Origin of the sequence: Pedobacter hiemivivus (genome assembly GCF_004331685.1) — a bacterium.
GTDB lineage: Bacteria > Bacteroidota > Bacteroidia > Sphingobacteriales > Sphingobacteriaceae > Pedobacter > Pedobacter hiemivivus.
Genome location: NZ_SJSM01000007.1, coordinates 1 through 25,207 on the forward strand (window position 1 = coordinate 1; position 25,207 = coordinate 25,207).

The window sequence follows — 25,207 nt, forward strand, 5'->3', positions numbered from 1 at the left end:
TTTAAGAATTGTACGCAAAGAGATCTTGCTTTTACCAGATTAGCCTTATGGTACAATCATGTGGAAGATAGTGGAATTGAAGCTTTTAAAACCGTGGCAAGATCTATTCAAACACATCGCTTCTCCATCGTCAACTTCTTTGTCAACAGGAGTACAAATGCTTCTGCAGAATCGTTCAATGCTAAGGTGAAAGCTTTCAGAGCAACTTCCAGAGGGGTCAGAGATGTTAAATTTTTCCTATTCAGACTATCTAAAATCTATGCTTAAATTTCCTTCCCCCCAAGAATTCCGCTTGATCCATTCATACTGTGAATTTGGTGCGACTTATTGATCAGTTGCCTTTTTTTTCTTCTTATCTAACTTCTTCCGTTTCTTTTTTTCGTTGAATACCATTTGATCCCAAGTTTCCTGGATTTCGATTTCTCCCGGACAAAATGCTGCTTTTAATATCGCGGATGGGCTTAGCTCTTTATTGTTGATTACCGCTTTCCCTGCGAATGTTTTTTCAGAATAATATAAGCCCAAGGCAATTACACACAGCGCACCGGGAGTACCTTTAAAATTCAATTGTCGTACAGGAATTGTAAAGGGCTGGCCATTGAGTTCAATTTCAAAGGACTGTATTTTCTGACCTTCATACCTTTCATTATTCAGGTCAAATAGTGTTACGCTAAAAGCAACGGTGCAGTACTTGGCTTTTGTCGGAAATTTTAAATCTTTGGGAATCTGCATCTCTGGCAGATCTATGGTTACCTGTTGTTCAGTAAGGCTGACCATGGGTTGTGCAAACAAATAGTTTTTTACGGGCGATTCCCCGTTAAATTCAAAACCATTGAGACGACTAAAGTAGTCCTGACTGAAGTCGAAGACATTATCTTTACCGGTAGAAGCTTTCTGGAGGATCTGATTGCATTCGCCCGTAAACCGTGAGATCATTCCTCCGTCGTAGAAGCTTATAAGATCATGTGCACCAGCTCTTAGGTATGATGCCAATGTACTTGCCCGTCCAAAAACAAAAGCGGCATCAAATGTTGCTTGTGTCATGTCTATTTGCGCCTTTTTAGACTTGCCTTGTACAACTTGTTTTTTGCCTTGTTTTTTAAATATGACATCCCCGGCAGCTCCGCGGATGAATTTACCATCAAATATGGCCATAATTATAATGAGTTAAGAGAGTGATTATAAAAGGTTCTGGAACGGCTAGATATAACTGTATAGTAAATCTATATATTATTTATGTCAAATCCAAGTATTTATATAAAAAAAATGGAGTTAACATGGACTCACCATGGACTTACTATGGACTTACTATTTAATATAACCCTTAAATTGTCCATAAATCTCCATTGCGGAGAGCAGGGGAATGTAGATGAAATAGATATGTATTGGTGTGAAGGAGATGGGAATAAGGTGTGACGGAACCTTAATCTTGTGAAGAAGTATCTTATATGCCTTTGGAGCACTGAAGATCAGGCAATGTGCGGCATAATATTTTCAATTATTGGCTTTGAAATCAACAAAAAACCATATATTTGCGCCCTCGAAAGGGAGATTTGAGCGGTAGATTGGAAGTTGATCTTCCGCAGTAAACTTCCTCCGCAACACGGGGGATTTTTTGTATATAGATATTAATAATTATTGATTCAGAAAGATGAACATTACACAGGAAAAAATTAACGACTTAAACGCGGTTGTAAAAATTAAGATTGCGCCTGAAGATTATACTGAAAAGGTTGATAAAGCTATAAAAGAACAAGCTAAAAAAGCGACGCTTCCAGGTTTCCGTAAAGGAATGGTTCCTGCAGGTCACATCAAAAAGATGTACGGCAGAAGTATTCTTGTAGAAGAAATCAATAATTTGTTAAGTGAGACATTAAACAAACACCTTACAGACAATAAAGTAGAAATCCTTGGTCAGCCTTTACCTGTAATGGATGATTCTAAAGAATTTAAATGGGATAACACGGATGAGTTTGAATTTGATTATGAATTAGGACTTGCTCCGGCAATTGATGTAACGATCACTTCTAAAGATAAGTTTACTCAATATAACGTTAAAGCTGATGCTGAAACGCTTGCTGCACGTATCAAAAATATCCGCAGAAGCTATGGCAAAATGACAAACCCTGAAGTTTCGGCAGAAGATGACGTTCTTTATGCAGAATTAGTACAACTTTCGGCAGATGGTTCAGTTTTTGAAGGTGGAATTACACAAACAGGATCTATTCGTTTAGATCAGGTTGTAGATAAAAAGATTTTAAAATCTTTAATCGGTTTGAAAAAGGATGATGTTGTAGAACTTGATATTCAGAAAGCTTTTGATAAAAATGAGGTAATCATTGCCAAAATTTTAAACATCAGCGAAGAAGATGCTAAAGATTTACAATCTAAATTCCAGGTAACGGTTAAAAATGTAAACCGTTTAGAGGAAGCTGATTTGAACCAGGAGTTCTTTGATAAAATATTTGGTGAAGGTGTAGTGACTGACGAGGCTGGTTTTACCGCTAAAATCACTGAGGAAATTGAAAGTATGTTTAAACAGGATGCGGATCGCAAACTGCAAAACGACATCTACACTAAACTGATTGAAAGCGTAAATATTGAATTACCTGATGCATTTTTACGTAAGTGGTTAAAAGCTACTAACGAAAAATTAACTGAGGAGGAATTGGCTGAAGGTTATGATGATTTTGCTAAAAACCTGAAATGGACTTTGATCGAGAATAAATTGATTAAAGACAATAGCATCGAAATTAAATATGAAGATGTTTTCCAGACAGCTAAACAACGTTTAGATGCGCAGTTCAGAATGTATAGCCCAAGTCCAATGCCAGAAGATCAATTGGCACAGTATACGGCTACTTTCTTGAAAGAGAAAGACAATGCAAACCGTATTTTTGATGAGGTGAAAGCGCTTAAAGTTTTCGAATACATTCAATCAGTAGCTACTTTAGACCAAAAGGATATAGCTTATAATAAATTTATAGAGTTAAAATAAGCGCCGTTTTTGTACGGTAAAGTTTTAATTTTTAATAGAATAACGAATAAGGCGGCTTTATTTAAGGCCGCCTTATTTATATAAAAGGAAACTCAAATTTTACAATACCACAATAAATTACCAATTTAGTTTTATTAGTATTGATGAATAAAGAATTACAGGAGATAACAATTACAAATCATGAAGATAGATAAAGACGAATTTAGAAAATACGCAGTTAAACATCACCGCATTAATGGTTTAAATGTTGATCGTTTTATTGGTGCTACCAACAATTCACCAAAGAGCATGACTCCTTATATTATTGAGGAACGTCAGCTGAATGTTGCCCAAATGGACGTGTTTTCGCGTTTGATGATGGATCGTATCATCTTTTTAGGTGATGCCATTTATGATGGGAATGCAAATATTATTCAGGCACAATTGTTGTTTTTACAATCTACCGATAACAACAGAGATATCCAGATTTATATCAACTCACCTGGTGGTTCGGTATATGCAGGTTTAGGTATTTATGATACCATGCAGTATATCACACCTGATGTGGCTACAATCTGTACAGGTATGGCGGCATCTATGGGTGCAGTATTACTGGTTGCAGGTGCTAAAGGCAAACGTGCTGCATTGCCTCACTCACGCGTGATGATTCACCAACCTTCGGGTGGCGCGCAAGGTGTAGCTTCGGATATGGAGATCAACCTGAGAGAGATGCTTAAATTGAAAAAAGAGTTATACGATATTATTGCAAGCCACTCTGGACAATCGTATGAGTGGGTAGAAAAAGCTTCCGACCGTGATTACTGGATGAAAGCTGATGAAGCAAAAGGCTTCGGAATGATTGATGAAGTGCTAGGTGCTAGCAACAAAGACTAAAAGATGGCAAAACAAAGTAAAGAATCCCGTTGTTCTTTTTGTGGCTCAGGTAAGCAGGATACTTTAATGCTTATTGAAGGACTGGATGCATTTATCTGCGATAAATGTGTGACCCAGGCCAATCAGCTACTGGTACAAGAACTAGGGAGTAAAAAATCGAAACCTTTAGATACTTCGGTTACATTATTGAAACCACAGGAAATTAAGGCGCATATTGATCAATATGTTATTGGTCAGGATGATGCTAAAAAAGTACTTGCGGTAGCAGTGTATAATCACTATAAAAGGTTAGGTCAGAAGGTAGATAAAGCGGATGAAGTAGAAATTGAAAAGTCTAACATCATGCTTGTAGGGGAAACAGGTACCGGTAAAACCTTACTTGCTAAAACTATTGCTAAAATATTGCATGTGCCTTTTTGCATTTGCGATGCAACAGTACTTACTGAGGCTGGCTATGTTGGTGAAGATGTGGAGAGTATTCTTACCCGCTTATTGCAAGCTGCTGATTACGATGTGGCTTCTGCAGAGCGTGGAATTGTATACATTGATGAGGTAGATAAGGTTGCACGTAAAAGTGATAATCCTTCTATTACCCGTGATGTTTCAGGAGAAGGCGTGCAACAGGCCTTGTTGAAGATTTTAGAAGGTACTGTAGTGAATGTTCCACCTCAAGGTGGTCGTAAGCACCCAGATCAGAAAATGATCCCAGTAAACACCAATAATATCTTATTTATTTGCGGTGGTGCATTTGATGGTATTGAACGTAAAATTGCCAACAGATTGCGTACGCAGGCAGTAGGTTATAAGGTTAAAAAAGATGATGCCGAGCTTGATCTTAAAAACCTTTACAAATACATTACACCTCAGGATTTGAAATCATTTGGTTTAATCCCTGAGTTAATTGGTCGTGTACCTGTTTTAACTCACCTTAATCCCTTAGATAAACAAGCTTTGCGCAACATTCTTACTGAACCTAAGAACTCTTTGTTTCGTCAGTATGTTAAGTTGTTTGATCTGGAAAATGTGAAACTTTCATTTGATAATGATGTTTTAGATTTTATAGTTGATAAGGCTATGGAATATAAATTGGGCGCAAGGGGACTACGTTCTATTTGCGAAGCCATTATGTTGGATGCCATGTTTGATATCCCTTCGGATACGAGTGTCAAGGAATTGAACATTACACTCGATTATGCGGTGGAAAAATTTGAAAAGGCCGACTTTAAAAAGTTAAAAGCTGCTTAGAAATTTAAATCCCCGGTTTACCGGGGATTTTTTTTTATATTGTTATTTAGAAAGGAGAATATATGAACGAAGAAAAAGATGTAAAGAAAGAAGAGCTACCTTCGGAAAAGAAGAAAAGAGTAAAAGAGGTAGAGTCTCCAGTAAGGAAAGGTTTGAAATCCAAAGAAGAAATTGTAAGGAATTGGTTGCCCAGATATACTGGAAGACCCTTGGAGGAATTTGGCCAATACATATTGCTAACAAACTTTAGTAAATATGTGCAAATGTTTTCTGAATGGCATGATAATGCGTCAATAATGGGCATAGATAAGCCAATGCAGAGTGTAACAGCTAATGGGATCACTATTATAAATTTTGGAATGGGTAGTCCACTAGCCGCAACGATGATGGATCTACTTACCGCCATCCATCCTAAAGCGGTATTGTTTTTAGGTAAATGTGGTGGATTAAAGAAAAAGAACCAGCTAGGTGATCTGATTTTGCCAATAGCGGCTATAAGAGGCGAGGGGACGTCCAATGATTACTTACCAGCAGAAGTTCCGGCTTTACCTGCTTTTGCGCTACAGAAGGCTATTTCGACCACTATACGTGATCACTCAAGAGATTACTGGACGGGAACTTGTTATACCACTAACCGTAGGGTTTGGGAACACGATAAAAGCTTTAAGAAATACCTTAAAAGTTTAAGGGCAATGGCTGTGGATATGGAAACAGCAACTATTTTTACGACTGGCTTTGCGAATAAAATTCCAACAGGTGCATTGCTATTGGTTTCAGACCAACCGATGATTCCTGAAGGTGTAAAAACAACGGAAAGCGATAGTAATGTGACTTCGATTTATGTAGAAACACACCTTAAAATAGGTATCGATTCGTTAAAACAGTTAATTAATAATGGACTTACGGTTAAACACCTACATTTCTAATCGTCGTTCGGACTTTTAGGGTAATCAAACTGGAGAAGCTTACCGGTATGGTGGCTTACCAGTGCCCAATCGTCAACCTCAAATTCTATCAATACTGTACCACAGGTTGGGATGTTATAGATATCCGCATCACTTAGGTAATTGACCAAATCCGTGAACCCAGGATTGTGTCCAAAAACAGCGATATAGTCATGCTTATTGTTAAAGTTATTGATCACTTTCAATAAAGTTTTGACATTCGCTTCGTAAATTGAAGGATCCTCTTTTATTTGTTCTGTAGATTTTTTCCAGGCTTGAGCAAAATGTTTGGCCGTGGTAATGGCTCTTAATGCCGGACTACTGACTAGCTGTTGTGGGACAAGGTTTTTTTGAAGCAGCCTTGCAGCCATTTCTGGTGCATTTCTATGACCTCTAGGATTTAAAGGTCTGTCAAAGTCTGCAAGATGGGCATTTCCCCATTCCGATTTACCATGTCTAACTAATAGGAGTTGTTTCATACAAGGACAAAGATTATGAGTTTATGAAATTAACAACTATATCAGTGTTAATGTTTTTCATACATTTAAAATGACCTAAAGGACATTTTTCTAAACCAAATTTGGAACATGGTCGGCAGGAAAGGTCTTCACCAACAATTAACGATTCAGATATTTTGTAAGGATGAACGCCAAGAAGATCAGGGGTTGTTCCACCCCAAATAGAGGCTAGTGGTCTGTCAAATGCTTCAGAAATATGCGTAAGGCCAGTGTCAAAGCCGATTACTTTATACGCTTTGGAAACCAAAAATACAGATTGATCCAAATTGGTAATCCCACAGGTATCATACACTTTATCGCCTATGGCTTGCTTAATTATAGTCGCATTCTCTTTTACATCATTTCCTCCCAATAAAACGATAGGAAGGTTTATTCCCTTACATATTTCTATAATTTTATCATTAGGGAGCCGTTTGGTGAAATGAGTTGCTCCAATCACAAAAGCAACAAACTTTTGCTGATGCGTTTCGGGTAAAAAATCTGATAAATCATAAGCTTTAGATACATAATAATCTATAGGCTTGTTGTCATTTTTTACACCAAGAAACTTTACAGTTTTTAGATACCGATCAACCAGATGTTCTTTTGATATGAATCTATTCCATTTGAATTTTAAAGCTAGCCATTTGCTTATCCTATCCTTTTTGTAAGTAGAAGAGGGTAGACCTGTTGCTAATTTGATGATAGTTGTACGTAAGTTGTTGTGTAAGTCTATGATCAAGTCAAAGTTTTCGGCTTTGATATCTTTAATGGTATCCGATAGCTTTGGTTTAAGCGTATGAAGCTTAGTTAAGTAAGGATTGTTTTGATAAATATATTTAAAACCTGGTTTGGTAATAAAATGGATTTCGCAGTTTGGTAATTGCTCTTTCAGGCATCTAACTACAGGAGTAGTGTAAATGATGTCGCCCATAGAGCTAAATCTTATGACTAGAATCTTTTTAGGTGTTTCCAAATTGCTTAATCTCTCATTAAGTGTTTTTTATCTTTTCAATAATGCCGGTTGATGAATACCCAGGCAGGAAAGTAAGTACTTTAACTTCGCCTCCGATAGCCAGCGTTTCTTTTGCCCCAACAATGTTGTCTAAGTTATAATCTCCGCCTTTAACTAATACATCAGGTTTAAGTGCTGTAATCAGTTCAAGTGGCGTATCCTCATTAAATAGGACTACTGCATCAACAAAGAACATAGAAGCGATAAGCTGTGTGCGACTAAATTCATTGTTGATCGGTCTGTTTTCCCCTTTTAGTTTGCATACAGATTGGTCTGTATTCAAGCCAATGATTAAGATGTCTCCTAAATTGGCAGCATCACTAAGATAGGCAATATGACCAGGATGAATTATATCAAAACAGCCATTGGTAAATACTACCTTCTTTCCTTGAGCTTTCCAACTTTGAGTTTTGGCGACAAGATCATCTTTAGAAAAAATCTTTTGCGTTAATACCTGTTTTGTATCCTTGTTCATATTACTCGTATAAATTATCTACTGCGTTACACAGGATATGTCCGATAAGAATGTGCATTTCTTGTATTCTGGCAGTATTGTTTTCAGGAATTACAATGTTTAAATCGCAAAGATCATTCATCAAACCACCATCTCTACCCGATAAGCCAAGGGTTTTACAGCCCATTTCTTTTGCGGCCTTTAATGCGTTTAATATGTTTGCACTATTGCCACTGGTGGATATCGCAATAAATAAATCCTCCGGACGTGCTAAAGCTTCTATCTGGCGTTTAAATACCATATCATAGCCATAATCATTACTGATTGCAGTTAATGCCGAGGTATCAACTGTAAGTGCAATTGCTGGCAATGCTTTACGTTCTTTTACAAATCTCCCTGTCAATTCAGCAGCAATATGTTGTGCATCTGCGGCACTTCCTCCGTTTCCAGCGATTAAAACTTTTGCACCTGATAACAAGGTTTCGGTAAGCATTGTACAACCTTCTTCAATTTGAGGAACAAGGTTTGAAATGACTTTATCAATGGTTAGCCTATGATGATTTAATTCCTCTAATACCATGAATGTTAATTGGTTTTTAAAGATGCAATGATTTCTTCTATGTTAGTAGTTGCACTACCAATATGTTTTATAACAATGGATGCCGCATGATTAGCAACCGTTGCAGCTTCTTGAATGTCAAATCCTAATGCGAGACAATAAGCTAGTGTTGCAATTACAGTGTCTCCGGCACCAGTTACATCATAAACTTCTGTCGCTGCAACAGGCAAGATTTTGCAATCGTCTTTAGTGATGATTGCAATTCCAGCTTCTGAAAGCGTTACAATCAGATAAGTAGCTTTTGTAGCATTTAAAATAACGTGAGCTGCTTTAACTAAATCCTCGTTTGTGTTGATTCTTTCTGCTTTGGCAGCTTCGGTTAATTCTTTGCGGTTAGGTTTTATAAGGTAGGCCCCCTCGTACTTGCTATAATCAAGTCCTTTTGGATCTACTAAAGTTTTTTTGCCTATGCTATTGCAGTAGTTGATAATTTTTAAAGAAAGACTATGCGTAAGTAAGCCCTTATTGTAATCAGATAAAATAACAATGTCTGCTTTTTGAATGAAAGGGACTAAATATGTAAAAAAGGATGCCTCCAATTCAGAAGAGATACTGTGCACATCTTCTCTGTCAATTCTAACGATGTGATGATTGCCAACAATAACACGGGTTTTTACCGTAGTTACTCTACTTTCGTCTTTTATAATTAATTGACTATCAATTCCCTTTGTAATTAAAAGATCTTTTACATCTTCCGCAAAAGTATCATTGCCAACAACTCCTCCCAGATAAACTTTAGCCCCCAGATCAATTAGATTGCTGGCAACATTAGCTGCACCACCAATAATTTTTGATTCTTTATTTGTATGTACAATTGGAACCGGAGCTTCTGGTGATAATCTGCTAGCCGAACCAAATAGGTAATGGTCTAGCATGAGATCGCCTATAACTAATATATCCGGTACGGTATTGTTATGATGGGCATTATATAGTTTTTCTGTTAGCATGCGTAATTATTAAAGTCAAAGGTAAGCATAATGACTTTTATAATGATGAAATATTGTTTATTCGGCTTTCAAAATGGGCTGTTATTTCTGTTAGAGAATAGCTGTTTAAACACTGTTTTGCAGTTAAACCACCTTTCCTGCCGATAAGTACACCATAATGCATGTCATGAAATCCTTCTTTTCTATGCGCATCTGGATTGATGGAAAGCAGTACGCCTTTTTCAAGCGCATAGCGATGCCAACGCCAGTCGAGGTCTAGTCTTAGCGGATTAGCATTGATCTCTATAACGACATTGTTTGCTGCACAGGCATCAATTACTTTAGCATAATTGATCGGGTAACCTTTTCTGCTCAATAACAATCTGCCAGTAGGGTGTCCCAAGATGGTGGTATAGGGGTTTTCAATCGCTGTAATTAGCCTTGAAGTCGCCTTTTCTTCATCCATTCTTAAAATACTGTGGACAGAGGCAACTACAAAGTCGAAGGTTTTAAGTATATCGTTACTATAATCCAGTGAGCCATCATATAAGATGTCACTTTCTATGCCTTTAAAAATACGGAAAGGAGCAAGTTTAGCATTTAAGGCATCAATTTCCTGATGCTGCGCATAAATGCGTTGTTCATTTAGCCCATTGGCATAAAAAGCAGATTTAGAGTGATCGCACATGCCCAAGTATTCCAATTTAAGGGTTTCTTTACAATACACAGCCATTTCTTCCAGCGTATGTACACCATCGCTCCAGGTAGAGTGGTTATGTAAGGTTCCTTTCAAATCCTCATCCGTAATTAACAGCGGTAACTTGTTTTCTTTGGCCAGTAAAATTTCGTCAAGACCTTCTCTTAACTCCGATGCTACAAAAGCTAATCCGGCTTTTGTATAGATAGCTTGTTCATCCTCAAAGGGGCCTTCACCAGCAAGTGCTAATACTGCATTTACATGCTGTTCATTGCCTGTAAGTTTAAACCAATTGAGGTAGAAATAGGTTTTTTGAACAACAGTAAGTTTGATTTTTAACCCCAATTCGCTGTGGCTTAGATAAGTTCCATCGGCTTGCAGCTCAAATGCCATCGCCTTAAATGCAGTTATCTTTTCCTGTATTTCCTCGGGGCTGTTGGCCCCAATAACCAGTTCAAGTTCTTCAATGATTTCTACACAACGACGATAATCACCCGCTATGCCAAGTAAAGGATCGCCAGTAACGGTGTTTAACCAAACCGCAAGGTCTGCATATAGTTTATTAACCAAAGCTTCAACATGAGCGTACAGGAATTTGCCATGTGCAGCCATTTTAAACTCAATGATCTTTTTTATTTCTTCCTGGGTTTTCAATCCAAAACCTTTGGCTTCGATTAACCTGTTTTCGTTACAGGCATAATAAAGTTCACCAATGTTTTCAATGCCAAGATCTTTCCAGATCACCACAATCTTTTTTGGCCCAATGCCTTTAATTCCTAACATTTCAACAATGCCTTCCGGTGTTTCGGCAAGGATTGCCTGTAGTTCGGCCATTGATCCTGTTTCCAACAATTCCCATACCTTGGCCGATATACTTTTACCGAGCCCATCAATCTGGGCTATTTCCTCCAGGGTTTTACCTTGAATGGCATAAGGCAATTTGTCAACCTTAAAAGCAGCATTGGCTACTGATTTAATTTTAAAAGGATTCTCATTGTGGAGTTCCATCAATTGAGAAAGCAGGCGTAAGGTACGGGCAATGGTCTTGTTTTCCATGGGATGCTAAATTAATAAAAAGCCATCGCTTTTTTGAAACGATGGCCTATGTTTTATTATAGAAGCTTATTCTACTGAACTTTAAAGTCGAAAGGCATTCTGGCTTGTATTCCAGATCTGGATATTACTGATTTTATTTGCTCATAGATGGAGTAATTGGCACCAAGTTCTTGCTTAGCATAATAGGTTTTAACCTTGTCGGTAGTATTATCCATTAGTGATTTGAAAGGATCCAGCATTTCAGGATATTCAATAACGCTGTAATCTTTTATTTTAGCCTTTTTAGCTGCAGAAACGACTGCATCATTAAAGCTGCCAATTCTGTCGGCCAAACCAATCCTAACGGCATCAGTACCTACCCAAACTCTTCCACCCGCAATACTGTCTATGTATGCTTTTGATTTTTTACGGCCATTGGCTACACGGATGGTAAAGGCATCATACACACGGTTTACATCGTTTTGTATAATTAGACGTTCACCGGCAGTCATTGGGCGGTCCGTGCTCATGATGTCTGCATATTTACCAGTTTTAACACCATCAAAGGTTATCCCTAGTTTTTCATTATAAAATTTCTGAAGATTTGGGATCACACCAAATACACCAATAGAGCCTGTAATTGTATTGGGTTGTACAAAAATTGAATCGGCGGCGCAGCCAATATAATAACCACCAGAGGCGGCAACATCACCAAAAGAAGCGATTACCGGTTTCACCTTTTTTGTCAATACAATTTCTCTCCAAATCACATCAGATGCTAAGGCACTGCCACCTGGAGAGTTTACTCTTAACACAATAGCTTTAATGCTACTGTCTAAACGGGCCTTTCTGATCACTCTTGAAATGCGTTCAGAACCGATTTTTGTATCGGAGCCCTCGCCACCCATAATATCGCCGTTGGCATAAATTACAGCCACTTTATTTTTTGCAGATTTGTCCGGCTCATCCGTTACATTCCTGGCATACTCATTAATGGTAACCGTTTTAAGATCCTTTTTTTTATCCGTTCCACTAAGTGATTTTAGCTCGTCAATAATTTCATCTTTATATTTCAGACCGTCAATCATTTTAAACGCAATTGCATCAGCAGGCTGTTGGATCTTATAATCGTCTGCAATTTGATGCAATGTAGCAGCGCTGATGTTTCTACTTTGGGAAATACCCTCCAGAAAAGTTTCGTACAAACCATTTAGATAAGCGGTTACCTGTTCCCGGTTTTTATCACTCATTTTATCTGTAAAGAAAGGCTCAACAGCGCTTTTATAATTTCCAACTCTAACAATTTGGGCTTCAATCCCTAATTTATCAAGCGCGCCTTTAAAGAACATGGTTTCAGATTTCAAGCCTTTAAATTCCAATGCGCCTTCTGGATTTAAGTAAATTTTATCGGCTACCGAGGCAAGGTAATAGGCGCCCTGGGTATACACTTCGCTATAAGCGATGACTTTCTTTTTACTCTTTTTAAAATCAATCAATGCATTTCTGATTTCAAGCATGGTTGCAAAACCAGCATGTGGTGCACTTACATTAATGTAGACACATTTGATGTTGTCGTCTGTTTTTGCCTCTTTCAGGGCATGAATCACATCATTAAAGCCAATACTCTTGTCTTCTTCAGAACCTACAACAGGCAATTTAGAAAGCGGATCTTCGGAGGTACGCTCTGTGATGGCCTGATCCAAGTTGAGGAATAGCACTGAATTGCTGGCTACATTGACTTTATCTTCCTTTAGAGAAGACTTTACAACACCAACAATTAGTACGATAAAGAAGATTAAAAACAGTGCCATTGAAATAACAACTCCAACGACTGTTGCGAAAACATACTTGAAAAATTCTCTCATGTGATAGGTAAATAGTTAATTTGTAAAGATAAATAAAGGTTGATATGTTTGCCTTTTTAATTGGGCCTTTGTATGGAATTGGATAGTGAAATTGTTTATTTGTTACTGGGAAGTAATTTGGGAGATCGGAATACACTCATAAATGATGCATTGAGGGAAATTGAGCGGTATATAGGCGCCATTTCTCAAAAATCATCGATCTACGAAACTGCAGCCTGGGGCAATGAAGATCAGCCGGTTTTCTTAAATATTGCAGTAGCGGTCAAAACCATACTAAGTCCACTGGAGGTACTTGAAAAAGCCCTGGAAATCGAGGCCGAGCTTGGTAGAGTAAGACTTCAAAAATGGGGTTCAAGACTGATCGATATTGATGTTATTTTTTACGGAGACAGGATTGTGGATATGGGAGAGAAGCTACAAGTCCCTCACCCTCAAATGCAGTATAGGAAATTTGTATTGGAACCATTGGCCGAAATCGCTCCTAAATACATCCATCCTGTACTTAAGTTAAGTGTATCGGAAATATTAGAAAGATTAAGTGATAATTTGTCGGTAACAAAAATATAATTTCGTTAGTTTTGTCTATGATGATCGACTTACAAAAAAATAATGAACCACTGGATCTTTCCTATTTGAGAGATATGTCTGGTGATAGTGCGGAATTTATCATAGAAATGATAGATATGTTTAAAGTCCAAACACCATTGTATATGGCTGATTTAGGGAAGGCAATTGAAGATCAGGATTGGCCAAGGGTATCTAATTGTGCGCATAAAATAAAGCCAACATTTTCTTATGTAGGTCGTGAGGATGCCAAAGATCACATGCAAATGATGGAAAACAATGCTAGAGACCTTAAACACATAGCGGAATTACCAGCAGCGTTTCAGGAGATCAGCTCTTTTGTAGAACTATTGTATGCACAACTTGATGAGGCTAAAGTAGATCTTCAAAACCAACTTTAGCCATTTTAATATTTATTTATCCGTTGTACCTCTAAAATGAACAAGGGATAGACCGATATACAAAACAAGTATAAGTGGGACAGCTGCAAACTTTAAAAAAGGAATAAGCAATACCGATAAAATAAGGAATAAATATTTGATTTTATTCTGTTCCCAGCTTGTTGAATTGAATTTTAGGGAGAAAATCTTTATTTCACTAACCAATAACCAGCTTAACAATACGATAAGCCCAACTAATAATGGCGCTGAGCCAATTAATGCAGGATAATCTTTTTGTATAAATGGCAGCGATACAATAAATAAGGTATTCATGGGGGTGTTTAAGCCAATGAAGTCCTCTGTTTGCCTGGTGTCAATATTAAATTTAGCTAACCTTAGTGCAGAAAATACAGTGATGATAAATCCAAAATAAGGTAAGTACTCGGAAGTGTAGTCACTTTGTTTCAACAATTGAAACATCACTATACCCGGTAAAAAACCAAAGCTTACCACATCAGCCAAGGAATCCAGCTCCTTACCAATGGCCGATTTTACGTTCAGTAAACGGGCTACAAAGCCATCAAAAAAATCGAATATACCCGAAAGCAGCACAAAGTATGCAGCAATTTCAAGAGATCCGTTAAAGGCATAAACAATACCTATGCAACCCGAAAATAGGTTAGCACAGGTAATGGCATTAGGAATATGTTTTTTTAGCACAATTAGCTATTCATTGAAATTAAGAACTCTTCATTAGATTTTGTACCCTTTATCTGAGCCTGAACAAACTCCATCGCTTCCTGAGCATTCATGTCTGCCAAGTGGTTACGTAAGATCCATACACGTTGTAACGTGTCTCTGTCGTGCAATAGATCGTCTCTACGAGTACTTGATGCTGTAATGTCGATAGCAGGGAAGATACGTTTGTTAGATAATTTACGATCCAACTGAAGCTCCATGTTACCAGTACCTTTAAATTCTTCGAAGATTACCTCATCCATTTTAGAACCTGTATCCGTTAATGCAGTTGCAAGTATGGTTAATGAACCACCTCTTTCAATGTTACGTGCAGCACCGAAGAAACGCTTAGGTTTGTGTAATGCATTGGCATCAACACCACCCGATAAGATTTTTCCAGAAGCAGGAGCAGTTGTATTGTACGCTCTTGCCAACCTGGTAATAGAATCTAAAAGGATAACCACATCATGTCCACATTCAACCAAGCGTTTTGCTTTTTCAAGCACAATGTTGGCAATTTTAACGTGACGTTCCGCTGGCTCATCAAAAGTAGAGGCAATTACCTCAGCTCTTACACTTCTAGCCATATCAGTAACCTCTTCCGGACGCTCATCGATCAATAAAATGATCAGATAAACCTCTGGGTGATTTTTAGCAATTGCATTGGCAACCTCTTTTAGTAAATTGGTTTTACCAGTTTTAGGCTGTGCTACAATTAGACCACGCTGACCTTTACCAATTGGGGTAAATAAGTCGATGATACGAGTCGAATAGTTATTTGTTTCGGTAAACAGGTTTAATCTTTCAGTCGGAAACAATGGCGTCAAATAATCAAACGGTACACGATCCCTTACATCAGCAGGTAACCGTCCGTTGATCGTTTCCACCCTAACCAATGGGAAGTATTTTTCACCTTCTTTGGGTGGACGGATACTACCTTTTACGGTATCACCTGTTTTTAAACCAAATAATTTTATCTGAGATTGTGATACATAGATATCATCTGGTGAAGAAAGGTAGTTGTAATCTGCAGATCTTAAAAAGCCATATCCATCAGGCATAATTTCTAATACACCTTCGTTAGTGATGGTGTTGTCGAAATCAAGGTTGGAGTAGCTGTTTTCGTTTTGTTTCTGCTGACCACCAGTATTACCTTGATTTTTAGGCCTGTTTTCTTGTGGTCTTTGTTTCTTATTATGGTCTGCATTTAAATTTGCAGGCGCATTGGTTTTAATCTCAGTTGGAGCCGCTGCTGCTGTGTTAACTTCTCCTGATGGAGCAGTTGCTGTTTCTACTGGAGATTCAGCAGGAGCTTGAAAAGGCCTGTCTTGTTTGTAACCTTCACGGGCAGCAGGTTGTGGATCAAATAACGAAGCCCTGTTAAAAGGTCTTTGTGTTTTTTCTTCCGTCTCCTTCGGTGATAAACGAACCCTTTTTCTTGCAGGCTTGTCACCTTGAGCATCTTTTTCATTTTGCTCAGCGGTCTCTATAGGGGTAACGTTTTCAACGTTCTCAATATTTTCAACAGTCTCCACGTTAACTGCGGGACTAGCTTTTGCTACATGTTCTTTTACCTGGCGTTCCTTTTTTACGGGTGCTGCAGCTGGCGTGTTTTCAACAGGCGCAGGAGAGGCATCTTGTGGAGCGGTTTCTTTAGCCGGACTATTCTTTGGGGCAGTATCTTTTACCGCCTTAGTTTTTGCTGGCTTTGCAGGTGCTGCTTTAGGAGCAGACTCGGCCTCTGCTTGTTGTTCTGTTATCTGGGCAATAATTTCAACAAGTTCAGCCTTACGCAATTCATCAGCATTTAGAATGCCTTGAGTTTTTGCTATCTCACGCAATTCTGCGGTGAGTTTTTCATTTAATTCTGTTTTATTAAACATTATATGGATGTGGAGAAATTTTTTAAGTAGTAATTTTCATAAGTATTTAAGTTCATCATTAATGAAACGATCAGGTGTTATTTCTTATTATTTTTTTGATTGGTAACACATGAAGGGATCAGTTGAACAACGCAGAAAATGCAAGTATAAAAGGTGTTATTGAACAAAATTTTAAGGGATTTTCTGGGATGATCAGATAAACTTTAGGGAATTATGTTGCAATTGTATGTATTTGAAATCTAATCTCCAAGAAAAAGTTGAAAATCTTTGTAATATTTTCAATTAAAAGTTTTGAAAAGGAGTCTAAAACCTCCCGAAAATTGACATCTTTGTATCCAAAATTTACCCCCAGATGAATAAGAAGCAACTATTTGAACAAATTAAAACCAAGAAATCTTTTTTATGTGTAGGCCTTGATCCAGTAATGGAGAATATCCCAAAACACTTGTTAAAATACGATAATCCGGTATTAGAGTTCAATAAACAAATTATTGATGCAACCAAAGATTTGTGCGTTGCCTATAAACCCAATACTGCTTTTTATGAATCTATGGGATTGAAAGGTTGGGAGACTTTAATCAGAACATGGGAATATATTGATAAAGATATCTTTACCATTGCCGATGCAAAAAGAGGTGATATAGGAAATACTTCGGCCATGTATGCCGATGCTTTCTTTAACCTGGAAAAATCAGGGATGAGCTTTGACTCCATTACAGTTGCCCCATATATGGGTAAAGATTCGGTGGGCCCATTTTTAAATTATACTGATAAATGGGTTATCCTTTTGGCTTTAACTTCCAATGCCGGACATAGTGATTTTCAATTGCACCATACGCCCGAAGGCAAGCTGTATGAAGAAGTGATCCGGATTTCTTCGCAATGGGCAAATAGCGAGCAACTGATGTATGTTGTTGGCGCGACCAGAGGAGCAGAGTTTGAAAACATCAGAAGATTGGCACCGGATAACTTTTTACTGGTACCAGGTGTTGGCGCACAAGGTGGAAGTCTGGCTGATGTTTGTCAGTACGGATTAAATAGTGAATGCGGATTACTTGTAAACTCTGCACGTGGCATCATCTACGCAAGTAATGGCGAAGATTTTGCGGAAAGAGCGAGAGAAGAAGCTTTAAAATTACAACAAGAAATGGCGCAGATTCTGGAGTCTGCAGGTTTAGTATGACCAAAAAAATAGATTTAAAGCTAATTCTCGCTTTAGCTGGAGTGGCTTTAATATGGGGTACTACTTATTTGGGTATCCGTATTGCTGTTCATACCATCCCCCCTTGGTTTGTTGCGGCGATCAGACAAACCATTGCTTCTGTTATCCTTTTGTTGATTCTGCTTCGTAAAAAAGAATTGACATGGAAGGGCTGGCCACATGCAAGGCGACAAATGTTGTTATCCTCATTAATGATTGTAATCGCAAATGGTATGACGACCGTTGCTGAGCAAACCATTCCTAGTGGACTTACATCCCTCTTAAATGCATTAACAACATTATTCGTATTTATTACCTGTGTAGCGATAGGTTTGCAAAAACCTTCCTTGAAAGGATTTTTAGGCGTGATCATCGGATTTCTGGGCGTAGCTTTTATATTCCGGAGTGGTTTAGGTGCATTGCTTGATCCTAACTATAAAACGGGGATCATGTTTTTGTGTTTCGCTATAACGGGTTGGACTATCGGTACCGTTTATATTAAAAAGAACAATCAACCATCAGATAATATTTTACTGGATCTTTTTTACCAATTTGTTTTTTCAGCAGTAGCTCAGTTTGTATTGGCGTTTATGTTTTCCGACAGTAGGGATGTTTCTCTATGGAGCATAAACAGTATGTTAGCCGTTACGTATTTAGCCATATTTGGCTCGGTTATGGCGTTTTTCTGCTACCATTATGCCTTAAAAAAAGTTAGTGCTACAGAAGTTTCCATGTTAACCTATTTCAACACCGTGATTGCCTTATTTCTTGGCTGGTTAATTTTGAATGAAATTATTACCATTGATATTTTAATTGCTACCGTATTGATTATCATCGGGGTTTTTATCACAAATTATAAAAGTAAAAAAGAATCATTGTAATTTGTGGATGAACTGACGCATTTGCGTTAAATTCTCGGAGATGGATTTTTCTGAACATTTTTTACACTTTATATGGCAGTTCAGACTGCTTAATTCGGCTAAGCTTTATTGTGAAGACGGGGAGGAACTACAGGTATTACATCCTGGCAGCTTAAATAAACACGCCGGCCCTGATTTTAGCGGGGCTAAACTAGTTATTGATGGCATTAAATGGGTTGGTGATGTAGAGATTCACCTCAAATCATCCGATTGGCTTGCGCATGGTCATCAAAACGATCAAGCTTACAATTCAGTCGTTCTTCATGTGGTTTACCAGCACGACAGTCCAATTTATCGGACAAATGGTAGTCTGGTGCCTGTGCTGGTGCTCAAGAATCTGTTTTCCGACCATTTACTCAGTAATTACACTGAACTCATCGCTCATGTAAACCCTTTTCCATGTCAAAAGCATATTGCTGATGTTGATCGGCTCATTGTAGATACATTTCTATCCAGAATAATGATAGAACGATTTGAACAAAAATCGGAAGAGGTATTTCAGAAACTCAGTAATAACCGCGGAGACTGGGAGCAGACATTTTACTATTTTCTGGCCAGAAACTTTGGTTTTAAAGTCAACGCAGTTCCATTTGAATTAATGGCTGATGCTTTACCATGGCCTATTTTTTCTAAACATAAAGACAATGCTTTGCAAATAACCGCACTGATATTTGGGCAGGCAGGATTGCTGGAACAACCATTTCTGGATGTCTATCCAACACAACTACAAAATGAATATCTTTTTTTGAAGAAAAAATATGGCTTAATCCCCGTTGATCCAGTTTTGTGGAAGTTTTTACGAATGCGGCCGCAGAATTTTCCTACGGTTAGACTGGCGCAGTTTGCAGCATTAATCCTAAAGACTAATCATTTATTTTCAAAAATATTAGAAGCAGGATCTGTGAAAGAAGTCCGTTTACTTTTTAACCATCTGCCCGTAAATGAATATTGGAAAACGCATTATCATTTTAATAAAAGTACCCGACAGGTCGTTGTTCAGCCAGGGACCCAGTCCATTGATAACATTATTATCAATACGATTTGCTTGTTTTTGTTCTCCTACGGGAAGTATACAGATCAACCAGAGTTGATGGATAGGGCCTTAGACTTTCTGGAAAATATCCCGGCAGAAAGGAATGCTATTGTAAATCAGTATGTAAGCGCTGGACTTAAGGTCGATCGTGCTTTTACCTCACAGGCTATACTTCAATTAAATAAATGCTATTGCAGTCAGAAAAAATGCCTAAATTGTGCTATAGGAATTAAAATCTTAAAGAAATAACATGTTCCAGCGGATCATTACTTTTTTTGAAAAACAGAGTTTTGGGGTATGTACCTATCTCGCCGAGCGGCTAAATATGTCCATCAGTAAGATCAGGTTGTTTTTTATTTACTCTTCTTTTTTGGCTGTAGGCTTTCCGATTGTGTTTTATATACTTGCTGCATTAGTGCTAGATGTACGGCATTATATTAAAAAAATCAGGATTCGCATCTGGGATGTTTAGTTAAACTTTCAGGATTTCAGCGATTTCATTAAAGCCTTTTTCCAGTGCCAGATCAGCTGGTAATTTGCCACCTTCCATTCTTATATCTACTTCTGCTTCGTGTTCAAGTAGCAATATGATCAAGTCTACATTACCTAATTGTGCGGCAGCATGAAGTGGTGTAAAACCTGCTTGTTGTGTTACATTTACATTTGCGCCAGCATTGATCAGCATCTTCGTAATGCTGATATTTCCAGAAGCTACGGCAGAGTGAATAGGGAAAACATTGTAACCATTATTGGCTGGAATGTTTACATCAGCACCTCTGGATATCAATAATTTAGTGATTTCTTCATTACCAAAATAAGTAGCGAGTCCCAGAGCCGTAAAACCATCTTTAGAAAAAGCATTTACCGTGGCAGGATTACGTTCTGTGATGAATGCAGTTTCTTCCAGCTTGCCCAAAGCACAGGCTTCGAACAGGTTAATTTGGTTAGCGAAATTAGCGATTAAGGCAGCAATTTCAGGCTTTTTGTAATAGCAGGCTAATAAAATAGGAGATATACCATGACTGGTCTCTTTAGTGGCAAGGGCAGGGGTTGCGGTCAAAAGATCAAAAATACCCTGTCTACTTCCCGTTTCGATTAATGTCTCTAAATCCGTCATTTCTAATGTTAAATTTCGGCTAAAAATGCTTAATTAATTTAATATAGGCAAATTGGGGCTAGATGTAAATAAAAAGTTTTTTCAGCAATGTTTATAATAACTTAGCACATACAACTATATGTTTTATATTTGTTAATTATTAAAATCAGCAATTAAAGATGTCGGTAAGGGGAAACCAGTTTAAGTCCAATTCATTTAAAAATGAGCCTGCGGAGAAGCAAAGCTCAAGACCATCCGCTACCAAACCGTTTAAAGAAAGAATAGAGATTTTGCCTCGTTTTAATTTTCAAGACGGTAGGTTGTTTAAAATTATCGGACTGGTATTCTTAATCTTGTCCCTCTATTTTCTTATAGCCTTTACGTCTTATTTGTTTACCTGGCAGGAAGATTATAGCTATGTAATAGACGCAAATGGAGGTTGGAGCAATCTTTTTAAAACATACGAAGAACTACAGCAGGTCAATATACCACCAGTTGTACAAAACTGGCTGGGTAAAATAGGCGCGTTATTGTCGCACCAGTTTATTTACGAATGGTTTGGACTAGCGTCTTTTCTATTTGTATTTGTGTTTTTTGTGATCGGTTACCGCCTGTTGTTTAAGGTTAAAATCTTTTCTATCGAAAAAACATTAGGATATAGCCTGTTCTTTTTGCTATTCCTATCCTTAACCTTCGGTTTTGGACATGCTTTTGTTTCCAATACACCTCATTTTATTGAAGGTGAGTTTGGTTATTGGACCAATAAATTATTGGCCGCACAAATTGGTGTTGCCGGAGTAGGGGGGCTTATTGCTTTTTTAGGCTTAAGTGTATTGATCATTGCCTATAATATTGACTTTAAAATTCCAGAGCGTAAGAAGAAGGAAGAAGCTATTATACCTGATGTGCCTGAGGATTTTGAACTGGAAAGTGAAGTCCGTTCGGAGCCTGTTGAGTTTAATGTGAATGACAGGTATGCGGGGCAGCCTAAACGAGAACAAAATATCGTGCTTACGCCATCCAGATTTGAAGAGCAGGAGGAAGAAGAGATCGTTCCACCAGTATTTACTCCAGCGGTAAATGTGATGGCGGCGCCGATAGCATTGAGTCCAACAATAGATACTACACCTATATTGGAAACTAACCCGATATTGGAAACTACTAAAGCCGAGCCTGAGCTAACCATAGAGAAAACAGAAGAGGAGAAAAAATCTGATGAACTGATAGAACAATTCGGTAATTACGATCCGACATTAGACTTATCCAGTTATAAATATCCGCACCTTGATTTGTTGGAAAATCATGGTTCTAACAAAATCTCCGTAAATTCTGAAGAGCTGGAGGCTAATAAGAATAAGATTGTTGAAACCCTTAATCACTACAATATAGAGATTGATAAGATTAAGGCAACCATTGGTCCAACAGTAACGCTTTATGAGATTATACCAGCTCCTGGTGTACGTATATCTAAAATCAAAAACCTGGAAGATGATATCGCGCTAAGTTTGGCAGCTTTGGGTATCCGTATCATTGCACCTATGCCTGGCAAGGGTACCATTGGTATCGAGGTGCCTAATATGCATCCCGAAATGGTTTCTATGCGTAGCATTCTGGCAACAGAAAAGTTCCAGCAAACAACGATGGACCTTCCTATTGCTTTAGGTAAAACCATTTCAAATGAGGTGTATATCGGTGATTTATCAAAAATGCCCCATTTATTGGTGGCAGGAGCAACGGGGCAAGGTAAGTCAGTTGGTATCAACTCTATTTTAGTATCCTTGCTGTACAAGAAACACCCTTCGCAATTGAAGTTTGTATTGGTGGATCCTAAAAAGGTAGAGCTAACCTTATTTAATAAAATAGAGCGTCACTTCCTGGCCAAGCTTCCTGGTGAGGCCGATGCCATTATTACAGATACTAAAAAAGTAATCAATACTTTAAATTCATTGTGTATCGAAATGGATCAGCGTTATGATCTGTTAAAAGATGCACAAGTAAGGAATTTAAAGGAATACAATGAAAAGTTCATCAAGCGCAAACTGAACCCGAACAATTCGCATAGGTTCTTGCCATACATTGTTTTGATTGTGGATGAGTTCGCCGATTTGATGATGACGGCAGGTAAAGAGGTCGAAACACCAATCGCTCGTTTAGCACAGTTGGCTCGTGCGGTAGGTATCCACTTGGTTTTAGCTACGCAACGGCCTTCGGTAAATATCATTACGGGGACAATTAAGGCCAATTTCCCAGCCAGATTAGCCTTTAGGGTGTTGTCTAAAATCGATTCAAGGACAATTCTGGATAGCGGTGGTGCCGATCAGCTGATTGGTCGTGGGGATATGCTCTTGTCTACTGGTAACGATCTGATCAGGTTGCAGTGTGCTTTCGTCGATACCCCTGAAGTAGACCGGATTTCTGAGTTTATTGGAAACCAAAGAGGATATCCTGAAGCCTACCAGTTGCCTGAGTATATTGATGAAGCAGCTGAAAATGCTAAAATGGACTTTGATGCATCTGATAGAGATTCGATGTTTGAAGAAGCTGCGCGGTTAATCGTAATGCATCAGCAGGGTTCTACCTCATTAATCCAAAGAAAATTAAAATTGGGTTACAATAGAGCTGGCCGGATCATTGATCAATTGGAAGCTGCCGGTGTGGTAGGTCCATTTGAAGGTAGTAAGGCCAGAGAGGTATTGATACCTGATGATTATGCATTGGAACAGTTTTTGGACAACCTAGGCAAAAACTAATACTTAACAGAAAAAGGATGAAGAAAATTGTGTTGTTGCTAATCGTGACACTGGGATATATACATGTAGTAAATGCACAAACGGATGCGAAGGCTAAAGCTATATTGAATGACGTAAGTAAAAAATACCGTTCTTATGATGTTGTTAAAGCAGATTTTAGCCTGATTATAGACAATCAGCAAGCGAATGCTAAAGACACTCAGCAAGGTACTTTATATGTAAAGGCGAATAGCAATAAGTATAAGGTGAGCATGACTACGCAGGAGATGATTAGTGATGGGAAAACACTTTGGACGTATCTAAAAGAAGAAAAAGAAGTTCAGGTAACGAATGCGAATAGTGATGATGCCCTTAACCCGGCAAAAATATTCACCATTTATGAAAAGGGCTTTAAATATCTATATACTGGTGATAAAAAGGTAGGTACAAAAATCTACCAGATGATCGACCTGACCCCGACAGATGTTAACAAATCTTACTTTAAAATACGTTTAACCATTGATAAGGCTGCCAGGCAAATCGCCAGCGCACTTATTTTGGAGAAGAATGGAAACAAGTATACTTATACTGTGAAGTCTTTTGTGGCTAACGCGAAAGTACCTGAATCAACTTTTACCTTTGATGCCAAGAAATATCCAGGTGTAGAGGTTGTAGACTTAAGGTAATTTATTTAAGTTTGATTACATGCTTGCAACAAATATATTTTGAAGGTTACATTTTTAGGTACGGGCACATCGCAGGGGATCCCTGTTATTACCTGCAATTGTGCAGTTTGCCGCTCCACAGATCATAGGGATAAACGATTAAGGGTTTCGATATTGTTAGAAACCGGGGATAAGACCATCGTGATCGATAGTGGCCCTGATTTCAGGTATCAGATGCTTCGTGCGGGTGTAAAAGACCTTGATGCGATATTGTTTACACATGAGCATAAAGATCACGTAGCGGGCCTCGATGACATTCGTCCTTTCAATTATCTGCTAAAAAAGAATATTGACATTTATGCAACTGAACGGGTACAGCACGCTTTAAAAAAGGAGTTCTCTTATATTTTTGCTGAGGCTCATTATCCAGGCTTGCCACAAATAGACTTGCATACCATAACGGATGAGGTGTTTAATGTAGGTAATTCTACTATAGTACCACTTCCTATTATGCATTATAAGCTACCTATCCTAGGGTTTAGGATAGGCGATTTCACTTATATTACTGATGCAAAAACCATTGCTGATGAAACGTTAGAAAAAATAAAAGGTAGTCGCGTACTTGTTGTTAATGCTTTGCAGCACGAACAACATATTTCACATTTTACTTTAAATGAGGCTATTGAGTTTTCAGGAAAGGTGGGAGCGGAGACTACTTATTTTACGCATATTAGTCACAATTTAGGGCTTCATGCCGTTGTGGAAAAAGATTTACCTGCAAATATAAAATTAGCCTATGATGGGTTGACGATATTATCTGAATAAATCTA

At 38.1% G+C, this 25,207-nt stretch carries 26 protein-coding genes; 15 read left to right on the top strand and 11 right to left on the bottom strand.

Annotated elements, in window-relative coordinates; genetic code table 11:
* Positions 1-267: transposase (locus EZ444_RS13090; protein ID WP_165503563.1), on the top strand; the 267-nt coding region annotated here is incomplete at its 5' end.
* Positions 268-324: 57 nt separating this feature from the next.
* Here EZ444_RS13090 and EZ444_RS13095 read toward each other — a convergent pair.
* Positions 325-1,155 carry a hypothetical protein gene (locus tag EZ444_RS13095; protein ID WP_131609518.1) on the bottom strand — a complete coding sequence of 277 codons (831 nt, stop codon included), beginning with the start codon at positions 1,153-1,155 and terminating at the stop codon, positions 325-327.
* Positions 1,156-1,266: 111 nt separating this feature from the next.
* On the opposite strand from EZ444_RS13095, the gene EZ444_RS27220 reads away from it, so the two are divergent.
* The 5 genes from EZ444_RS27220 to EZ444_RS13115 all read left to right on the top strand — a co-directional run bounded on the left by EZ444_RS27220 (position 1,267) and on the right by EZ444_RS13115 (position 6,042).
* A complete protein-coding gene (locus EZ444_RS27220; protein ID WP_165503607.1) occupies positions 1,267-1,416 on the top strand; it encodes a hypothetical protein in 150 nt (49 codons plus the stop codon).
* A 235-nt stretch (positions 1,417-1,651) separates the two neighbouring features.
* A complete protein-coding gene (gene tig, locus EZ444_RS13100) occupies positions 1,652-2,998 on the top strand; it encodes a trigger factor (RefSeq protein WP_131609519.1) in 1,347 nt (448 codons plus the stop codon).
* 180 nt (positions 2,999-3,178) lie between these two features.
* Positions 3,179-3,871, top strand: a complete 693-nt coding sequence (clpP, locus tag EZ444_RS13105; RefSeq protein ID WP_131609521.1) for an ATP-dependent Clp endopeptidase proteolytic subunit ClpP — start codon at positions 3,179-3,181, stop codon at positions 3,869-3,871.
* Positions 3,872-3,874: 3 nt separating this feature from the next.
* A complete protein-coding gene (gene clpX, locus EZ444_RS13110; RefSeq protein WP_131609523.1) occupies positions 3,875-5,116 on the top strand; it encodes an ATP-dependent Clp protease ATP-binding subunit ClpX in 1,242 nt (413 codons plus the stop codon).
* Between the two features lie 62 nt (positions 5,117-5,178).
* Complete coding sequence (locus tag EZ444_RS13115) at positions 5,179-6,042, top strand: AMP nucleosidase (protein WP_169472196.1); 864 nt, start codon at positions 5,179-5,181, stop codon at positions 6,040-6,042.
* Here EZ444_RS13115 and EZ444_RS13120 read toward each other — a convergent pair.
* The 7 genes from EZ444_RS13120 to sppA form a co-directional block, all read right to left on the bottom strand.
* Complete coding sequence (locus tag EZ444_RS13120) at positions 6,039-6,539, bottom strand: SixA phosphatase family protein (protein WP_131609524.1); 501 nt, start codon at positions 6,537-6,539, stop codon at positions 6,039-6,041. The two genes, EZ444_RS13115 and EZ444_RS13120, sit on opposite strands and share 4 nt — an antisense overlap.
* A gap of 13 nt (positions 6,540-6,552) precedes the next feature.
* Positions 6,553-7,491 (bottom strand): glycosyltransferase family 9 protein, encoded by a 939-nt coding sequence (locus tag EZ444_RS13125; RefSeq protein ID WP_225874723.1) that lies wholly within the window; start codon positions 7,489-7,491, stop codon positions 6,553-6,555.
* 58 nt (positions 7,492-7,549) lie between these two features.
* Positions 7,550-8,047 (bottom strand): D-glycero-beta-D-manno-heptose 1-phosphate adenylyltransferase, encoded by a 498-nt coding sequence (rfaE2, locus tag EZ444_RS13130; protein WP_131609527.1) that lies wholly within the window; start codon positions 8,045-8,047, stop codon positions 7,550-7,552.
* 1 nt (position 8,048) lies between these two features.
* On the bottom strand, positions 8,049-8,606 hold the full coding sequence (gene gmhA, locus EZ444_RS13135) for a D-sedoheptulose 7-phosphate isomerase (protein ID WP_131609529.1): 558 nt from the start codon (positions 8,604-8,606) through the stop codon (positions 8,049-8,051).
* A gap of 5 nt (positions 8,607-8,611) precedes the next feature.
* Positions 8,612-9,592, bottom strand: a complete 981-nt coding sequence (rfaE1, locus tag EZ444_RS13140; protein ID WP_131609531.1) for a D-glycero-beta-D-manno-heptose-7-phosphate kinase — start codon at positions 9,590-9,592, stop codon at positions 8,612-8,614.
* Between the two features lie 37 nt (positions 9,593-9,629).
* Positions 9,630-11,324, bottom strand: coding sequence for a DNA polymerase/3'-5' exonuclease PolX (locus EZ444_RS13145; RefSeq protein WP_131609533.1), 1,695 nt, complete (start codon positions 11,322-11,324; stop codon positions 9,630-9,632).
* Between the two features lie 71 nt (positions 11,325-11,395).
* Positions 11,396-13,168 (bottom strand): signal peptide peptidase SppA, encoded by a 1,773-nt coding sequence (gene sppA, locus EZ444_RS13150; RefSeq protein WP_131609536.1) that lies wholly within the window; start codon positions 13,166-13,168, stop codon positions 11,396-11,398.
* 72 nt (positions 13,169-13,240) lie between these two features.
* Here sppA and folK point away from each other — a divergent pair, with 72 nt between their 5' ends.
* Positions 13,241-13,735, top strand: coding sequence for a 2-amino-4-hydroxy-6-hydroxymethyldihydropteridine diphosphokinase (gene folK / locus EZ444_RS13155; protein WP_131609538.1), 495 nt, complete (start codon positions 13,241-13,243; stop codon positions 13,733-13,735).
* A 17-nt stretch (positions 13,736-13,752) separates the two neighbouring features.
* Complete coding sequence (locus tag EZ444_RS13160; RefSeq protein ID WP_131609540.1) at positions 13,753-14,133, top strand: Hpt domain-containing protein; 381 nt, start codon at positions 13,753-13,755, stop codon at positions 14,131-14,133.
* 12 nt (positions 14,134-14,145) lie between these two features.
* Here EZ444_RS13160 and pssA read toward each other — a convergent pair whose 3' ends face one another.
* Both pssA and rho read right to left on the bottom strand, forming a co-directional pair.
* The gene (gene pssA / locus EZ444_RS13165) at positions 14,146-14,832 is read right to left on the bottom strand and encodes a CDP-diacylglycerol--serine O-phosphatidyltransferase (RefSeq protein ID WP_131609542.1); all 687 of its coding nucleotides are present in this window, start codon (positions 14,830-14,832) and stop codon (positions 14,146-14,148) included.
* Between the two features lie 2 nt (positions 14,833-14,834).
* Positions 14,835-16,733 (bottom strand): transcription termination factor Rho, encoded by a 1,899-nt coding sequence (gene rho / locus EZ444_RS13170; RefSeq protein ID WP_131609544.1) that lies wholly within the window; start codon positions 16,731-16,733, stop codon positions 14,835-14,837.
* Positions 16,734-17,085: 352 nt separating this feature from the next.
* On the opposite strand from rho, the gene pyrF reads away from it, so the two are divergent.
* Genes pyrF through EZ444_RS13190 form a run of 4 tightly spaced genes read left to right on the top strand, consistent with a single transcriptional unit; the run spans position 17,086 to position 20,359 of the window.
* The gene (gene pyrF / locus EZ444_RS13175) at positions 17,086-17,916 is read left to right on the top strand and encodes an orotidine-5'-phosphate decarboxylase (protein ID WP_131609546.1); all 831 of its coding nucleotides are present in this window, start codon (positions 17,086-17,088) and stop codon (positions 17,914-17,916) included.
* The gene (locus EZ444_RS13180) at positions 17,913-18,815 is read left to right on the top strand and encodes a DMT family transporter (protein ID WP_131609548.1); all 903 of its coding nucleotides are present in this window, start codon (positions 17,913-17,915) and stop codon (positions 18,813-18,815) included. The genes pyrF and EZ444_RS13180 overlap by 4 nt, the downstream gene beginning before the upstream one ends.
* 40 nt (positions 18,816-18,855) lie before the next feature.
* The gene (locus EZ444_RS13185) at positions 18,856-20,136 is read left to right on the top strand and encodes a DUF2851 family protein (protein WP_131609550.1); all 1,281 of its coding nucleotides are present in this window, start codon (positions 18,856-18,858) and stop codon (positions 20,134-20,136) included.
* 1 nt (position 20,137) lies between these two features.
* Positions 20,138-20,359: a PspC domain-containing protein gene (locus tag EZ444_RS13190; protein WP_131609552.1), complete on the top strand. Its 222-nt coding sequence runs from the start codon at positions 20,138-20,140 to the stop codon at positions 20,357-20,359.
* Here EZ444_RS13190 and EZ444_RS13195 read toward each other — a convergent pair whose 3' ends face one another.
* Complete coding sequence (locus EZ444_RS13195) at positions 20,360-21,004, bottom strand: ankyrin repeat domain-containing protein (protein ID WP_131609554.1); 645 nt, start codon at positions 21,002-21,004, stop codon at positions 20,360-20,362.
* Positions 21,005-21,162: 158 nt separating this feature from the next.
* Here EZ444_RS13195 and EZ444_RS13200 point away from each other — a divergent pair, with 158 nt between their 5' ends.
* Genes EZ444_RS13200 through EZ444_RS13210 form a run of 3 tightly spaced genes read left to right on the top strand, consistent with a single transcriptional unit; the run spans position 21,163 to position 25,202 of the window.
* Complete coding sequence (locus EZ444_RS13200) at positions 21,163-23,733, top strand: FtsK/SpoIIIE family DNA translocase (protein ID WP_131609556.1); 2,571 nt, start codon at positions 21,163-21,165, stop codon at positions 23,731-23,733.
* A gap of 17 nt (positions 23,734-23,750) precedes the next feature.
* Positions 23,751-24,398, top strand: coding sequence for a LolA family protein (locus EZ444_RS13205; RefSeq protein ID WP_131609558.1), 648 nt, complete (start codon positions 23,751-23,753; stop codon positions 24,396-24,398).
* 39 nt (positions 24,399-24,437) lie between these two features.
* A complete protein-coding gene (locus tag EZ444_RS13210) occupies positions 24,438-25,202 on the top strand; it encodes an MBL fold metallo-hydrolase (RefSeq protein ID WP_131609560.1) in 765 nt (254 codons plus the stop codon).
* Positions 25,203-25,207 lie beyond the last annotated feature (5 nt).

What these genes read in the sequence shown, in the direction of transcription:
- sppA (WP_131609536.1), bottom strand. Translation starts at nt 13,168, where the DNA reads ATGAGAGAATTTTTCAAGTATGTTTTCGCAACAGTCGTTGGAGTTGTT.
- EZ444_RS13185 (WP_131609550.1), top strand. Translation starts at nt 18,856, where the DNA reads ATGGATTTTTCTGAACATTTTTTACACTTTATATGGCAGTTCAGACTG.
- EZ444_RS13095 (WP_131609518.1), bottom strand. Translation starts at nt 1,155, where the DNA reads ATGGCCATATTTGATGGTAAATTCATCCGCGGAGCTGCCGGGGATGTC.
- clpX (WP_131609523.1), top strand. Translation starts at nt 3,875, where the DNA reads ATGGCAAAACAAAGTAAAGAATCCCGTTGTTCTTTTTGTGGCTCAGGT.
- EZ444_RS13145 (WP_131609533.1), bottom strand. Translation starts at nt 11,324, where the DNA reads ATGGAAAACAAGACCATTGCCCGTACCTTACGCCTGCTTTCTCAATTG.
- rho (WP_131609544.1), bottom strand. Translation starts at nt 16,733, where the DNA reads ATGTTTAATAAAACAGAATTAAATGAAAAACTCACCGCAGAATTGCGT.
- EZ444_RS13205 (WP_131609558.1), top strand. Translation starts at nt 23,751, where the DNA reads ATGAAGAAAATTGTGTTGTTGCTAATCGTGACACTGGGATATATACAT.
- tig (WP_131609519.1), top strand. Translation starts at nt 1,652, where the DNA reads ATGAACATTACACAGGAAAAAATTAACGACTTAAACGCGGTTGTAAAA.
- EZ444_RS13190 (WP_131609552.1), top strand. Translation starts at nt 20,138, where the DNA reads ATGTTCCAGCGGATCATTACTTTTTTTGAAAAACAGAGTTTTGGGGTA.
- EZ444_RS13180 (WP_131609548.1), top strand. Translation starts at nt 17,913, where the DNA reads ATGACCAAAAAAATAGATTTAAAGCTAATTCTCGCTTTAGCTGGAGTG.
- EZ444_RS13115 (WP_169472196.1), top strand. Translation starts at nt 5,179, where the DNA reads ATGAACGAAGAAAAAGATGTAAAGAAAGAAGAGCTACCTTCGGAAAAG.
- rfaE2 (WP_131609527.1), bottom strand. Translation starts at nt 8,047, where the DNA reads ATGAACAAGGATACAAAACAGGTATTAACGCAAAAGATTTTTTCTAAA.
- EZ444_RS13120 (WP_131609524.1), bottom strand. Translation starts at nt 6,539, where the DNA reads ATGAAACAACTCCTATTAGTTAGACATGGTAAATCGGAATGGGGAAAT.
- pyrF (WP_131609546.1), top strand. Translation starts at nt 17,086, where the DNA reads ATGAATAAGAAGCAACTATTTGAACAAATTAAAACCAAGAAATCTTTT.
- gmhA (WP_131609529.1), bottom strand. Translation starts at nt 8,606, where the DNA reads ATGGTATTAGAGGAATTAAATCATCATAGGCTAACCATTGATAAAGTC.
- folK (WP_131609538.1), top strand. Translation starts at nt 13,241, where the DNA reads ATGGAATTGGATAGTGAAATTGTTTATTTGTTACTGGGAAGTAATTTG.
- EZ444_RS13160 (WP_131609540.1), top strand. Translation starts at nt 13,753, where the DNA reads ATGATGATCGACTTACAAAAAAATAATGAACCACTGGATCTTTCCTAT.
- EZ444_RS13195 (WP_131609554.1), bottom strand. Translation starts at nt 21,004, where the DNA reads ATGACGGATTTAGAGACATTAATCGAAACGGGAAGTAGACAGGGTATT.
- EZ444_RS13125 (WP_225874723.1), bottom strand. Translation starts at nt 7,491, where the DNA reads ATGGGCGACATCATTTACACTACTCCTGTAGTTAGATGCCTGAAAGAG.
- clpP (WP_131609521.1), top strand. Translation starts at nt 3,179, where the DNA reads ATGAAGATAGATAAAGACGAATTTAGAAAATACGCAGTTAAACATCAC.
- EZ444_RS13200 (WP_131609556.1), top strand. Translation starts at nt 21,163, where the DNA reads ATGTCGGTAAGGGGAAACCAGTTTAAGTCCAATTCATTTAAAAATGAG.
- rfaE1 (WP_131609531.1), bottom strand. Translation starts at nt 9,592, where the DNA reads ATGCTAACAGAAAAACTATATAATGCCCATCATAACAATACCGTACCG.
- EZ444_RS27220 (WP_165503607.1), top strand. Translation starts at nt 1,267, where the DNA reads ATGGAGTTAACATGGACTCACCATGGACTTACTATGGACTTACTATTT.